This window comes from Pseudomonas sp. DSP3-2-3, assembly GCF_049898225.1.
Classification (GTDB): Bacteria; Pseudomonadota; Gammaproteobacteria; order Pseudomonadales; family Pseudomonadaceae; genus Aquipseudomonas.
Genome location: NZ_JAFCXH010000008.1, coordinates 1 through 13,445 on the forward strand (window position 1 = coordinate 1; position 13,445 = coordinate 13,445).

Consider the following 13,445-nt stretch of genomic DNA (forward strand, 5'->3'; position numbering starts at 1 on the left):
ACTGCATCGATCGTCGAGTATGCTGCGGCGGGCAAAACGCTGTCCTGTTCGGTCCTGGCCAGTTCCGTCGCCCGAAAAACGCCGTCGCCCTGATTAACCTCCGGGTCGGCGGGTGCCTGATACGGCGCGTCGAGATCCTGCTGAGCGGCATCCGGCCAGAGCATGCGGTGCATGACATGCTGCGGGTCGTTGACGACGTTGGCGATCCACTGTTGGCCGGCGCTGGCGTCGGGACTGTAAAGGCTGAGGCCGGTCAGGGCGTCGCTGATGTCGCCACTGGCGGCCAAGGGATCGTAGCCCGACGGACCCAGCGCCAGGGTGACGAACAGTTGGCTGACAAAATGAAAAGCCGCCGCGTATTTGAAGCCATCGAGACTCAAGTGATCGGCGAGGGATTGTTCGGTCTGCCGTTGTTGCAGGCATTCGCTGAGCAGCGCTTGGCTCATTTCCTGCTGACGCCACAGCTGGGCGCGTTCGCTGCTGGCGGTGAAGCGGTTGATATCCAGCTGGCTCTTTTCCTTGAGCATGTCGAGTTGCTGGTGCAGCGGGTTCTTCTTGCCGCCGATGGATTGCGGAACAATCAGTTGTTGCACCAGCAAGGCGCTGGCGTGATGCGGATAGCGCTGCGCCCGCGCGCCGCACAGTTCCAGCAGGTGGCGCTGGTCATAAATCCGGGTGCTCAGATGGCGCAGGCGGTACTGGGTGTCGAGCAGCATCACGCCGTAGAGCGCGCGGGATCGCGCTGTTTGCAACACGTCGGGGGCAGGCGGTTGAGCCGTCCACAGGCCCGCATCGCCCTGGGTATTCGGGTCGACGATGTGCTCAAGGCATTGTGCCCAGGCGCCGACTTCCAGCGGCAATGGCACGTAGGGCGCGGTCCCCGCTTCGCATAGCCGCACATGTTTGCGGGCAGCGCTGAACGCGTCTGCCAGAAACTCTCCGCTCAGGTCGCACAGGTAGCGCGCCGGCTGGTCGATCATCCACTCAAAACCGGTCTGGCGCGCGCGTTGTGGCGCCGGAATGGATAGCGGGAACGCGCTCCTGTTGAGGTTCAGCCACGTGACATGGGCTCTACTGGCCGCCGCCTGATTCTCCTTGTCACGCACATCAAAATTGCTGAAAGCGTCCAGCATGGCCACGCCATCCGGTCGGTTGGCAAAGACCGTTTTGGAGCGTTCTTTCGAGACCCGCAAGTCCGGGCTTTGACAGCGCTGACGACGCAACGCCGAGTCGCTTTCCAGACGCTGCAACCGAGCCCCGCTCAGTTGCACCTCGCTGAAACACAGCTGCGTGTCTACCGGTCGATCATTCCAGTTGGCGGGCAACCAGATGTCGTCCAGGGCCTTGCCGGTGGCGAGCCGCGCGTCTTCAACGTATCCCTCGCCCTCGCGGAATTTATCCAGCTCGATATCGTGATACGTGGTGCGCTCATCGCTGATCCGGACTTCCAGTTCCCGCCACAGCCTGCCGTTGACGAAGACATAGATAAATCCGGCGCGGCACAACACCGGAGTGCCATGATCGTAGGCGCTGTTGACACCGGGGAGGGCCACAAACGGCAGCACCGGGACGATCTGGTTCCACTGCTGATCCAGTTGCCTCGGCGTGATCCGTGTTTCGGGGAGCGGTAACAGAATCGGCTTGCCCTGCGTGGTCTCGACCTCCAGCATCAGGCGATGTTTGGGCTCGCCGGACCAGTCCCAGACATGCAAGGCGCTGGCCGCACACATGTAGGCGGTCACGGTTTCGGGGCGGTCTTGCGCGGTCAGTGCATCCAGCCGTTTGCGGGCGTCCTCCTCGTAGAAAGCCAGGCGCTGGGTCGAGGGATGGTTCTTGCCGACTACCTGGACGATGAGTTTATTGATTTCGCAGCACGGGCCACGGCTCAGGGTGCCAGCGGGATCAGGCATGTCAGGACTCCTGTCCTGTCACGAAATGCTGGCAGCGGGATTGGATGAGCACGGGCAAGTCCTTGTCCTTGGAAAAGGCAGGACTTTGCATGCTTGATGGCTAAAGCGTCAGTCAGCGATGGACCGGTGAATCTGTGGGATATTTCTGAACTTTGCGACGTCAATTTCGGCTGTGAAGCAACCGATTCGCCAGAACGGGCCGCGTACAAAAAATCGCGTCAATCCATGAGCCCACTCACCCCAACACCACCAACCGATTCGGCAATTCATTCCTGACCTGAGTCACCGGCACGTGTTCAGCCAATAACTCGCCGCAGCCTTGAATACAGTCGAGAAAGCCCTGCAACGTCCGGCCGTCGCGCACGTGCTGGGTGAAAACGTCGATCAGGGTTTGCCAGGTGTCGTCATGCAAACGGCTGGAAATGCCGTGGTCGACGAGGATTTCCACGTAGCGTTCGGCTTCGCAGACGAAGATCAGGATGCCCGTACCGCCCACAGTGTGATGCAGGTTTTGCTCCAGGAACTGGCGACGGGCAAGGTTACCCGCGCGCCAATGGCGAACCGAGGCGGGAACCAGATACATGGTCAGCGGGCTGAAACGGCAGATCAGGGCCACGACGATGAAGGTCGCGATTTGCGTCAATAACAGCTCGTTGGCGCTCAGCCAGCCGGGGAAATAATTGATCAGGCCAGGCAGCAGCAAGGCCAGGAGACCGGCCCAGATCAGCGGGACATAGGTGTAATCGTCGGCCTGTCGGGCCAGCACTGTCACCAGCTCGGCATCGGTGCGCAGTTCGACGCGCGCGATCGCTTCGGCGACCTGGCGCTGTTGGTCTTGATTCAGTAAAGCCATGGTTGCGTCACTCATTGATCCATCGATTACCAACTGCCCGAAGCACCGCCGCCGCCGAAGCTGCCACCGCCGCCACTGAATCCACCGCCACCGCCACCGCCACCTGAGCCACCGGAACCGAGTCCACCCAGACCGCCAAGGCCTCCAGCAGTAATAAAGCCTCCCCTGCCGCCCCGGCCACCGCCGCCGCGCCCGGATTTAAGGAAAATCAGGATCAGGAACACCACCACGATGATCAACACCGGCACATTGTCGAAACCCGTACCCTGTTGTTCAGCGTCAGCCGCCGCTTGGGGTTCAGCCAGCGGGTTGCCGCCCAGCACCTGAACGATCGCTTGCGCGCCCTGAGTGATGCCGCCAGCGAAGTTACCGGCTTTGAACGCCGGGGTGATCACCTGATTGATGATCACCGAAGACTGCGCATCGGTGAGGCGACCCTCCAGGCCGTAACCCACCTCGATGCGCACCTTGCGATCATCACGGGCGACGATCAGCAGCGCGCCGCTGTCCTTGCCCTTCTCGCCAATCCCCCACGCGCGGCCCAGCTGATAGCCGAAATCCTCGATGCTGGTGCCTTGCAGGTCCGGCAGCGTGACCACCACCACTTGCTCGCCGGACGCCTGTTCGTGGGCCTCAAGCATCTGCGTCAACTGCGCTGAACTCTGTGCGTCGAGCAACTGCGCGTTATCGACCACGCGTCCGGTCAACGGCGGAAATACCAGCGCGGCCTGCGCCGACAAGGCGCAGGCCCACAACAGAAGAACCGGCAGCGTGAGTCGCAGCGCCTTCATCAGAATTTCACTTCCGGGGCTTTATCGGAACCTGGCGTTGTCGCTTCGAAGTTCGGGCGAATCGGCAAGTCGCTGTACATCACGGTGTGCCAGAGACGACCCGGGAAGGTGCGAATCTCGGTGTTATAGCGTTCAACCGAAGCGATGAAGTCACGCCGTGCAACGGCGATCCGGTTCTCCGTACCTTCCAGTTGCGACTGCAATGACAGGAAGTTCTGGTTGGCCTTGAGGTCCGGATAGCGTTCGGAAACCACCATCAGGCGGCTTAATGCCCCGGTCAACTGGCCTTGGGCGTCCTGGAACTGCTTGAGTTTGGCTGGATCGTTCAAGGTATTGGCATCGACCTGGATCGACGTCGCCTTGGCCCGCGCCTCGATGACCGCCGTCAGCGTGTCTTGCTCGTGTTTGGCATAGCCTTTGACGGTTTCCACCAGATTGGGGATCAGGTCGGCGCGACGCTGATACTGGTTCTGGACCTGAGCCCAGGCCGCTTTCACCTGTTCATCGTAGGTAGGAATATTGTTGATGCCGCAACCGCTCAACAGGCTGCTGAGCAGTAGTAAAACGCCGGTTGCCCATGTGTAGCGACGTCCGTTGTGAGGCTGGTAACGCTGTAAGTGAATCATTATGTAACTCCTGTAATGGCTATTTATTCCGTATGGCTCAAGTGATTTTAGCCAAAACAGAAGTTCCCCGGCATAATCCGTCGCCAACGCCGGATCATCGGATAAAAAAGTGGCTGCGCTACAAAGATGCCGGTAATGACCAAGAGTTCAGCGGCATCCCATCGCCCCTGACCGACAATAAGCGCCAAAGGTCTAAAACCCAAAATATGGCTGCCTGACATTTAATGTGAGTTGCAGGCAAAAGCCTTGAGAAATCATTCATGAATAAGCTGTGTTTACTCGGTCTTCTGGTCAGTCTGGCCAGCCAGCCAGTGTTGGCCGCAAGCAATGTCAGTGCGCCTGTCGCCAATAATCAGGCCACGTTGCAGGCAAAAAACGCGTTCATTTCCAACCTGATCAAGCAAATGACCCTCGATGAAAAAATCGGGCAATTGCGGCTGATCAGCATCAGTTCGGAAATGCCACAGCCGATGATCCTCAAGGAGATCGCCGCAGGCCGGATTGGCGGTACGTTTAATTCCATCACGCGCTCGGAAAACCGCCCGCTGCAGGAAGCCGCTGTCGCCAAGAGCCGTCTGAAGATTCCGATGTTCTTCGCCTACGACGTGGTCCACGGCCATCGCACGATTTTCCCGATCAGCCTGGGCCTGGCTGCCAGCTGGGACATGGACGCCATCGCCTTGAGCGGGCGCATCTCAGCCATTGAGGCCAGTACCGACAGTCTGGACATGACCTTCGCGCCAATGGTGGATATTTCCCGCGATCCGCGCTGGGGCCGGTCCTCCGAGGGTTTCGGTGAAGACACCTACCTGGTATCGCGAATCTCCGACGTGATGGTCAAGGCCTTCCAGGGCAAGAGCACTGCCGCCTCGGACAACATCATGGCCAGCGTCAAGCACTTCGCCCTGTACGGCGCAGTTGAAGGCGGCCGGGACTACAACACCGTGGACATGAGTCCTACGCGTATGTACCAAGATTACCTACCGCCATATCGCGCAGCGGTGAATGCAGGCGCGGGCGGTGTGATGATCGCCCTCAACTCGATCAACGGCGTGCCTGCAACATCCAACACATGGTTGCTGCAAGACCTGTTGCGCAAGGATTGGGGCTTCAAGGGCGTCACGATCAGTGACCACGGCGCGATCAAGGAATTGATCGACCACGGCGTGGCGAAAGATTTCCGCGAAGCCGCCAAGCTGGCCATCAAGGCGGGCGTCGACTTGAGCATGAACGACAAGGCCTACGGTGAAGAACTGCCAGGGCTGGTCAAAGATGGCGAAGTTTCCGTCAAGGAAATCGACAACGCCGTACGTGAAGTGCTGGGCGCCAAGTACGACATGGGCTTGTTCGCCAATCCGTACCTGCGCATCGGCGACGCGGCACAGGACCCGGCCGACACCTATTCCGACGACCGCCTGCATCGCGGCGAAGCACGGGATGTTGCACGCAAGACGCTGGTTTTACTGAAAAACAAGGACGAAACCCTGCCGCTGAAAAAACAGGGCACCATCGCCGTAATCGGCAGCCTGGCCAAGAGCCAGCTGGACATGCTCGGCAGCTGGTCCGCCGCCGGTCGGCCGAATCAGTCGGTCACCGTGTATGACGGTCTGGCCAATGCCGTAGGCGACAAGGCCAAACTGGTTTATGCCCGTGGCGCCAACGTCAGTGACAACGACCACATCAATGAATACCTGAACTTCATCGAACACGAAGTCGATGTCGATCCACGTCCAGCCCAGGAAATGATCGACGAAGCGGTCAAGACCGCCGAGCAGGCTGACGTGATTGTTGCCGTGGTTGGCGAGTCCCGTGGCATGTCGCATGAAGCGGCCAGCCGCAGCAGCCTGAACATTCCCGGCAAGCAACGCGACCTGATCAAGGCGCTGAAGGCGACTGGCAAGCCGCTGGTCCTGGTACTGATGAACGGCCGCCCACTGGTGCTGGTCGACGAACTGGCCCAGGCCGATGCAATGCTGGAAACCTGGTTCCCCGGCACCGAAGGCGGCAACGCCGTAGCCGACGTACTGTTCGGCGACTACAACCCGTCCGGCAAGCTGGCGATGTCGTTCCCACGTTCGATTGGCCAGCTTCCTACTTACTACGCGCACCTGAACACCGGTCGCCCTTACTCTCCGGACAAGGTCGGCAACTACACCTCCCATTACTTCGAAGAAACCAACGGCCCGCTGTTCCCGTTCGGCTATGGCTTGAGCTACACCCAATTCGACGTATCGGACATCAAACTGTCGGCCACCGACATGCCGCGCAAAGGCAAGTTGACCGCCAGCGTGACGGTGAAGAACACCGGCAAGGTTGCTGGCGCGACCGTGGTTCAGCTATATCTGCACGACGTCGCCGCATCCATCAGTCGTCCGGTCAAGGAGCTGAAGAACTTCGAGAAAGTCATGTTGCAGCCCGGTGAGGAGAAAGTCGTGAGCTTCACCCTCAGCGAAGACGATCTGAAGTTCTACAACCCAAGCCTGAAATACGCGGCGGAAGCTGGCGAATTCAAGGTCATGATCGGCCTTGATTCAGAAGCGGTGAAGCAGGCGAGTTTCAATTTGTTGTAAGGCTGCAACTGCAGAGTAATTCTGTGGGAGCGAGCTTGCTCACGAAGAAGGCAGTAGGAACAGCGCATTTTTCTGCGTCTGAAATATTGCCTTCGCAAGCAAGCTTGCTCCCACAAGTTTTGTGTCTTCTGCCCGCCATAAATCAGGCAATACCTGACATGACATTCACCTCCCGCAGCCTACGCATCGTCCTTTATGCACTGCTGATTCTTGCTGGCGCAGCCGTGTCGGCGGGCTTGGCGATGCGTCAGGCGCAGCGACATGCATTGTCGGACGATGCCGCAAGGGCGGAGGTTCAGCTGTCCCTTTACGCCAACACGCTGCACACCTTGATTGAACGCTATCGCGCGCTGCCTGCGGTGCTCGCGCTGGACCCGGAAATACGCGCGGCACTCAACGGCCCGATCACGGCGCAATCCCAGGATGCGCTAAATCGCAAGCTGGAGCGTATCAATGGCGCGGCGCAATCCTCGACCCTTGAGCTGCTGGATCGCCATGGCCTGGCCGTTGGCGCCAGCAACTGGCGGCTACCCAGCAGTTACGTCGGCCATAACTACGGCTTTCGTCCTTACTTTCAACAAACCAGGGCCAAAGGCATCGGCCGCTTTTACGCGGTAGGTGTTACCAGTGGCATTCCTGGTTATTTTTTGTCCAACGCAGTGACCAACGATGCTGGCGGGTTTCTCGGTGCCATGGTGGTCAAGCTGGAGTTTCCCGACCTTGAGCACCAATGGGCGCAAGGCGATGATCTGTTGTTGATCAGCGACTCCAAGGGCATCGTGTTCATCGCCAACCAGCCGGGCTGGCGTTATCGCGAATTGCGGCCGATTTCCGTTGAGGACCGCGCGCAACTGCTCAGCACCCGGCAATACGACCGGCAACCGCTTTCACCATTGCGCCGCCGCGAACTGCGCGCATTTGGCGAAAACAGCCATCTGACCCGTGTCGACGGCCCTGACGAAACAGCGGATTACCTCTGGCAATCAATGCCCTTGCCTGCCGAAGACTGGACGCTGCATCTGCTGCGTAAACCGCAGATGGCCAGCGAAGACATTCGCAACGCCGGCATTGCCGCCGCCGGTGCCTGGCTGACGCTGATATTTCTTGGGCTGTTCCTTTATCAGCGCTGGCGCCTGGCGCGCATGCGCGAACGCAGCCGTGACGAGCTGGAGCGTCAGGTGCTGGAGCGCACGGTGGAACTGCGCACGGCTCAGGACGGCCTGGTGCAATCGACCAAACTCGCCGCGCTGGGGCAGATGTCCGCAGCGCTGGCGCACGAAATCAATCAACCGCTGACCGCCCAGCGCATGCAACTCGCCACCTTGCGCCTGCTGCTCGATCACGGGCGCATTGATGATGCTTATAAAGCCCTGGCGCCGCTGGACCAGCAATTGACGCGCATGGCCGCGCTGACCGGACACTTGAAAACCTTCGCCCGCAAAAGCCCCGGAGGCCTGCGCGAGCGACTGGATCTGGCCGCAGTGGTCGATCAAGCCTTGCTGCTGCTGGATTCGCGCATCCGTGACGAACACATCCAATGCGTGCTGCGCCTGACCCGGCCTGCATGGGTTCGCGGCGATGCCATTCGCCTGGAACAGGTGCTGATCAACCTGCTGCGCAATGCTCTGGATGCGATGAGCGACAAACCGCTCAAGCGTCTGGAAATCGTGATCAGCGCGCAGGAGAATCGCTGGTGCCTGTGCGTCATCGACAGCGGCGGTGGTATCGCCGATGAACATATGGTCAGCCTGTTCGATCCCTTCTTTACCACCAAGCCGGTTGGCGATGGCCTTGGACTTGGGCTGGCGGTGTCCTACGCCATCGTGCACGAACTGGGCGGACGACTTGCGGCGCAAAATCATGGTCAGGGCGCACGCTTCTCGTTCAGTCTGTCGAACGACTTCCTGGAGGCTGGACCCGCATGCTGAATTCCGTCATTGTCGTTGACGACGAAGCGCCGATTCGTGAGGCCGTGGAGCAATGGCTGACGCTGTCCGGATTCCAGGTGCAGGTGCATAGCCGCGCCGAGGATTGTCTGGCGAACCTGCCGGAGCATTTTCCGGGGGTGGTGCTCAGCGACGTACGCATGCCGGGCATGGGCGGCCTGGCATTGCTCGCAAGGTTGCAAGCGCTGGACGCCGACCTGCCGGTAATCCTGTTGACCGGGCATGGCGATGTGCCGATGGCGGTAGATGCCATGCGCGACGGCGCCTATGACTTCCTGGAAAAACCCTTTAGCCCGGAAACCCTGCTGAGCAACCTGCGTCGGGCATTGGAAAAGCGCCAACTGGTCCTGGAAAACCGCCGTCTGCACGAGCAGGCCGATGCCCGCTCGCAACTGGACGCGACGCTGCTCGGCGTTTCGCCGGGCTTGCAGACCTTGCGCCGCCAGGTACTGGATCTGTCGCAACTGCCGGTCAATGTGGTTATCCGGGGTGAAACGGGCAGCGGCAAAGAGCTGGTTGCGCGCTGCCTGCATGACTTCGGTCCGCGCGCCAACAAGCCCTTCGTCGCCCTCAATTGCGCGGCGATCCCCGAACAGTTATTCGAAGCCGAACTGTTCGGCCATGAAACCGGAGCGTTTACCGGCGCCCAGGGCAAGCGCATCGGCAAGCTGGAATATGCCGATGGCGGCACCTTGTTTCTCGATGAAATCGAAAGCATGCCGCTGGCCCAACAGGTCAAGTTGCTGCGCGTCTTGCAGGACAAACAGCTGGAACGCCTGGGCTCCAACAAGCCGATTAAAGTGGATCTGCGGATCATCGCGGCCACCAAACCCGATCTGCTCGAAGAAGCCCGCGCCGGACGTTTTCGCGAGGATCTGGCCTACAGACTTAATGTCGCTGAACTACGCCTGCCGCCATTGCGCGAGCGCCGCGAAGACATTCCGCAGCTGTTTAACCACTTCGCCGAGGCCGCCGCGCAACGCCTTGGCCGCAAAGCGCCGGAACTCAGCGCTGCGCAGTTGAGCCAGTTGCTGACCCACGACTGGCCGGGCAATGTGCGCGAACTGGCCAATGCCGCTGAACGCCAGACATTGGGCCTGAGCGCGCCGGAACCGGTCGCACTGGACGCCGGGCCATCGCTCGCTGCGCAGCAGGAAGCGTTCGAAGCCCATTGCCTGCGCGCCGCCCTCACCCGCCACAAAGGCGACATCAAGGCGGTGCTCCACGAACTGCAACTGCCACGCCGCACGTTGAACGAGAAGATGCAGCGGCATGGATTGTTGCGTGAGATGTTTGTGTAGCACCTCGCGATCTGTTGCAGCGAAATTGTGGGAGCGAGCTTGCTCGCGATGAGGCCGGTACATCCGCACATCTTTCCGCGCCCGAAAAGAAGCCTTCGCGAGCAGGCTCGCTCCCACTGGATTAGTGCCGAACGCAGCCCTCATCGGCAACTTTCCGCTCACTGTCATCCGCGCCATAAGCGGATTCCCGCTCATAAACCCTCGCAAACCCTTCTAAACCGGGCCTCTGCCCGCTGGCACGGCTCCTGCTATAGGAAGGCACGGCCGCATTTTGACGTGCCCTTCTAAAAACAATGAATGTAAGGAACAAGATGGAAATCCCTACCTCCCTGTCGCAAGGGTCAGCCAGCGCGCCTGCCGCTGTGAAGACCACCTCAAGTCGTCTCAAATCAATCTTCAGCGGTTCGGTCGGCAACATGGTCGAGTGGTATGACTGGTACGTCTACGCCGCCTTCTCGTTGTATTTTGCCAAATCCTTCTTCCCCAAGGGCGACACCACCGCCCAACTGCTCAACACCGCAGCCATCTTCGCCGTAGGCTTCCTGATGCGCCCGATTGGTGGCTGGCTGATGGGTTTGTACGCCGACCGCAAGGGCCGCAAAGCCGCATTGATGGCTTCGGTGCTGTTGATGTGCTTCGGTTCGCTGATCATCGCCCTGACACCGAGCTATGAAATGATCGGCGTCGGTGCCCCGATCCTGCTGGTGTTTGCCCGTCTGTTGCAGGGTTTGTCGGTGGGTGGCGAATACGGCACCTCGGCAACTTATCTCAGCGAGATGGCAACCAAGGAGCGTCGCGGCTTCTTCTCCAGCTTCCAGTACGTGACGCTGATTTCCGGGCAGCTCATCGCTCTGGGCGTGTTGATCGTGTTGCAGCAAACCCTCACCACCGAACAGCTGTACGCGTGGGGCTGGCGTGTGCCGTTCGTGATCGGCGCGCTGTGCGCAGTGGTTGCGCTGTTCCTGCGTCGTGGCATGGAAGAAACCGAGTCGTTCACCCGCAAGAAGAAAGAAAAGCCGAAAGAAAGCCTGATGCGCACGCTGATGCGCCATCCCAAGGAACTGATGACCGTGGTCGGCCTGACCATGGGCGGCACCCTGGCTTTCTATACCTACACCACGTACATGCAGAAGTATCTGGTGAACACGGTCGGCATGAGCATCACCGACTCGACGACCATCTCGGCGGCAACGCTGTTTCTGTTCATGTGCCTGCAACCCTTTGTCGGCGCGCTGTCCGACAAGATCGGCCGGCGTCCCATCCTGATCGCCTTCGGGGTGATGGGCACGCTGTGTACCGTGCCGATCCTGACCACACTGCACACCGTGCAAAGCTGGTGGGGCGCGTTCTTCCTGATCATGGCGGCGCTGATCATCGTCAGCGGTTACACGTCGATCAATGCGGTGGTCAAGGCTGAGTTGTTCCCGACCGAAATCCGCGCCCTGGGTGTTGGCCTGCCTTACGCACTGACGGTATCGATCTTTGGCGGCACTGCCGAATACATCGCGCTGTGGTTCAAGAGCATCGGGATGGAGACGGGGTACTACTGGTATGTCACCGCTTGCATCGCCGTTTCGCTGCTGGTTTATGTGTTCATGAAGGACACTCGCAAGCATTCGCGCATCGAAACCGACTGAGTCATATCACCCTGAGTGATCGAGGGCAGCCACATTTGATGGGGTTGCCCTTTTTTATGGAAGAAGCTTTAGCAAGGGCGCAGATATTCTGGTGCAATTTTTCGCTGACAAACCGGTAAACAGCGCAACCAGAGCTCACTATTTATTTTGTCAAGCCAGCTTGTTGCAAGACTTTTCAGAGAAATGCACCACCACCGCGCAATAACGCCCGACACGCCCGAAAACCGCGCCCTGTGGCGTACTATCATTTTTGGCGATGATCGCTAGCAACCCTATTAACTTCTTAATAAAAGTCAGGCGCGTAGCATTAGCTTCATACCGAGTCGCAAACAAATTCGCTGTGGAGTAACTCATCATGAAAACCAACAAACTGATTTTTGGCCTGGCCTTCTCTGTTCTGGCATCAAGCGCTTTCGCCCTTCCTGCCGTTGATACCAGCAACCTGCTCAATTCCACCGTTGTCGCTGAAGGCGGCTCGGCACACACCAACGCTACCCACAACCCACAAGCTGCTGATGGCGCAGATCACGTAGGCGCAAATCGTCTGGCGGCTGATGGTGCTGATCGAGTGGGTCAGAATCGCCAGGCTGCTGATGGTGCTGATCATGTAGGTGCAAATCGTCTGGCCGCTGATGGTGCTGACCGCGTGGGTCAGAATCGCCAGGCCGCTGATGGTTCTGATCACGTAGGTGCAAATCGTCTGGCTGCTGATGGCGCCGACCATGTTGGTGCAAACCGTCTGAGCTAATCACTCAACGGCTACACCCAGCCCGGCTTAATGCCGGGCTTAATCGTTTCCGAGCCGTTAAATCTGTTGGCGACTCTGGAATGTCCAGCGCCAGCCTTGCACTATGACGCAACTCTGCTCTCTCTTCGCAGTAACAGGAATTGCGCCAATGTCAGATGACATCCATTCGTACGAACCTTCCCAAGGCCATCGTCTGCCCCATGACCCGTTCAATGCCATCGTTGGCCCACGTCCTATCGGCTGGATTTCGTCGCAGGACGCCAACGGCAAACTGAATCTGGCGCCGTACAGCTTCTTTAACGCCTTCAACTACATTCCGCCGATCATCGGTTTTTGCAGTGTCGGTCGCAAAGACAGCCTGAATAACATCGAACAGACCGGCGAGTTCGTCTGGAACCTGGCCACGCGTCCACTGGCCGAAGCCATGAACCAGAGCTGCGCGCCGGTATCGCCGGATGTGAACGAGTTTGAACTGGCCAACCTGACGCCGCTGGCATCACAGATCATCGCGGTGCCTCGGGTCAAGGAAACGCCGGTGTCGTTCGAGTGCAAGGTTACCCAGATCATCCAGCTGCAACGCGCGGACAAAGAACTTGTACCCAGCTGGCTGATTCTTGGCGAAGTGGTTGCGGTACACATCGCCAAGCGGCTGCTCAAGGACGGTATTTACGACACGGCGGCCGGCGAGCCGATCCTGCGTGGCGGCGGTCCTGCGGATTATTTCCAGCTCGGGCCGGAAGCGCTGTTCCAGATGTTCCGCCCGAAAGCCTGATTACGACAGACTGCTCACTGCGGGTCGAAAACCAGATTGCCGTCGGCGTCGATATTGCTCAGCCGCGCCAGTTCTGCGGTGGCGGCAAGGTCGGCGTCGTGAGCGGTCTTGAATTTCTGCCCGTCCAGCACCCGATGAAACACAGGCGCGCCACCCGCGTGCAGGGCTTTGACGGCAATCGCTGCGTCGTAACCACCTTCGCCGGGGACCATTGCGGTAACAGCTTCGAAATCCTGAAATTCTTTACGGGCCATGAAGGCGATCCTGCTGTGCGTGGAAAGCAGGAGATTC

Annotated in this window: 11 protein-coding genes and 1 pseudogene; 7 read left to right on the forward strand and 5 right to left on the reverse strand. The window is 59.3% G+C overall.

Translation table 11 applies throughout. The features are described 5' to 3' along the window. The 4 genes and pseudogenes from ACP7E4_RS11325 to ACP7E4_RS11340 form a co-directional block, all read right to left on the reverse strand. Positions 1-1,910: pseudogene (locus ACP7E4_RS11325) on the reverse strand (hypothetical protein); the annotation flags it as partial. A 235-nt stretch (positions 1,911-2,145) separates the two neighbouring features. Continuing rightward, positions 2,146-2,763 (reverse strand): TPM domain-containing protein, encoded by a 618-nt coding sequence (locus ACP7E4_RS11330; protein WP_426113963.1) that lies wholly within the window; start codon positions 2,761-2,763, stop codon positions 2,146-2,148. A 26-nt stretch (positions 2,764-2,789) separates the two neighbouring features. Further along, positions 2,790-3,554, reverse strand: a complete 765-nt coding sequence (locus tag ACP7E4_RS11335; protein ID WP_426113937.1) for a TPM domain-containing protein — start codon at positions 3,552-3,554, stop codon at positions 2,790-2,792. Next, positions 3,554-4,180: a LemA family protein gene (locus ACP7E4_RS11340; RefSeq protein WP_426113935.1), complete on the reverse strand. Its 627-nt coding sequence runs from the start codon at positions 4,178-4,180 to the stop codon at positions 3,554-3,556. The genes ACP7E4_RS11335 and ACP7E4_RS11340 overlap by 1 nt, the downstream gene beginning before the upstream one ends. Positions 4,181-4,212: 32 nt before the next feature. Here ACP7E4_RS11340 and ACP7E4_RS11345 point away from each other — a divergent pair, with 32 nt between their 5' ends. From ACP7E4_RS11345 to ACP7E4_RS11375, 7 genes are all read left to right on the forward strand, one after another. Further along, on the forward strand, positions 4,213-4,398 hold the full coding sequence (locus tag ACP7E4_RS11345; protein ID WP_426113933.1) for a hypothetical protein: 186 nt from the start codon (positions 4,213-4,215) through the stop codon (positions 4,396-4,398). Between the two features lie 42 nt (positions 4,399-4,440). Beyond that, the gene (bglX, locus tag ACP7E4_RS11350; RefSeq protein WP_426113931.1) at positions 4,441-6,750 is read left to right on the forward strand and encodes a beta-glucosidase BglX; all 2,310 of its coding nucleotides are present in this window, start codon (positions 4,441-4,443) and stop codon (positions 6,748-6,750) included. Positions 6,751-6,908: 158 nt separating this feature from the next. After that, entirely contained in the window at positions 6,909-8,678 is a 1,770-nt protein-coding gene (locus tag ACP7E4_RS11355) for an ATP-binding protein (protein ID WP_426113929.1), read from the forward strand. Next, on the forward strand, positions 8,672-9,997 hold the full coding sequence (locus ACP7E4_RS11360; RefSeq protein ID WP_426113927.1) for a sigma-54-dependent transcriptional regulator: 1,326 nt from the start codon (positions 8,672-8,674) through the stop codon (positions 9,995-9,997). Before ACP7E4_RS11355 ends, ACP7E4_RS11360 begins: the two co-directional genes overlap by 7 nt. Before the next feature lie 311 nt (positions 9,998-10,308). Further along, a complete protein-coding gene (locus ACP7E4_RS11365; protein WP_426113925.1) occupies positions 10,309-11,634 on the forward strand; it encodes an MFS transporter in 1,326 nt (441 codons plus the stop codon). A 355-nt stretch (positions 11,635-11,989) separates the two neighbouring features. Continuing rightward, positions 11,990-12,382 carry a hypothetical protein gene (locus ACP7E4_RS11370; protein ID WP_426113923.1) on the forward strand — a complete coding sequence of 131 codons (393 nt, stop codon included), beginning with the start codon at positions 11,990-11,992 and terminating at the stop codon, positions 12,380-12,382. A gap of 148 nt (positions 12,383-12,530) precedes the next feature. Further along, complete coding sequence (locus ACP7E4_RS11375) at positions 12,531-13,154, forward strand: flavin reductase family protein (protein ID WP_426113921.1); 624 nt, start codon at positions 12,531-12,533, stop codon at positions 13,152-13,154. Positions 13,155-13,168: 14 nt separating this feature from the next. Here ACP7E4_RS11375 and ACP7E4_RS11380 read toward each other — a convergent pair whose 3' ends face one another. Then, on the reverse strand, positions 13,169-13,408 hold the full coding sequence (locus ACP7E4_RS11380; RefSeq protein WP_426113919.1) for a hypothetical protein: 240 nt from the start codon (positions 13,406-13,408) through the stop codon (positions 13,169-13,171). Positions 13,409-13,445 lie beyond the last annotated feature (37 nt).

Excerpts from the sequence above, each read along its gene's own strand:
- ACP7E4_RS11330 (WP_426113963.1), bottom strand. The coding sequence starts at position 2,763 with ATGGCTTTACTGAATCAAGACCAACAGCGCCAGGTCGCCGAAGCGATC.
- ACP7E4_RS11335 (WP_426113937.1), bottom strand. The coding sequence starts at position 3,554 with ATGAAGGCGCTGCGACTCACGCTGCCGGTTCTTCTGTTGTGGGCCTGC.
- ACP7E4_RS11340 (WP_426113935.1), bottom strand. The coding sequence starts at position 4,180 with ATGATTCACTTACAGCGTTACCAGCCTCACAACGGACGTCGCTACACA.
- ACP7E4_RS11345 (WP_426113933.1), top strand. The coding sequence starts at position 4,213 with ATGGCTCAAGTGATTTTAGCCAAAACAGAAGTTCCCCGGCATAATCCG.
- bglX (WP_426113931.1), top strand. The coding sequence starts at position 4,441 with ATGAATAAGCTGTGTTTACTCGGTCTTCTGGTCAGTCTGGCCAGCCAG.
- ACP7E4_RS11355 (WP_426113929.1), top strand. The coding sequence starts at position 6,909 with ATGACATTCACCTCCCGCAGCCTACGCATCGTCCTTTATGCACTGCTG.
- ACP7E4_RS11360 (WP_426113927.1), top strand. The coding sequence starts at position 8,672 with ATGCTGAATTCCGTCATTGTCGTTGACGACGAAGCGCCGATTCGTGAG.
- ACP7E4_RS11365 (WP_426113925.1), top strand. The coding sequence starts at position 10,309 with ATGGAAATCCCTACCTCCCTGTCGCAAGGGTCAGCCAGCGCGCCTGCC.
- ACP7E4_RS11370 (WP_426113923.1), top strand. The coding sequence starts at position 11,990 with ATGAAAACCAACAAACTGATTTTTGGCCTGGCCTTCTCTGTTCTGGCA.
- ACP7E4_RS11375 (WP_426113921.1), top strand. The coding sequence starts at position 12,531 with ATGTCAGATGACATCCATTCGTACGAACCTTCCCAAGGCCATCGTCTG.
- ACP7E4_RS11380 (WP_426113919.1), bottom strand. The coding sequence starts at position 13,408 with ATGGCCCGTAAAGAATTTCAGGATTTCGAAGCTGTTACCGCAATGGTC.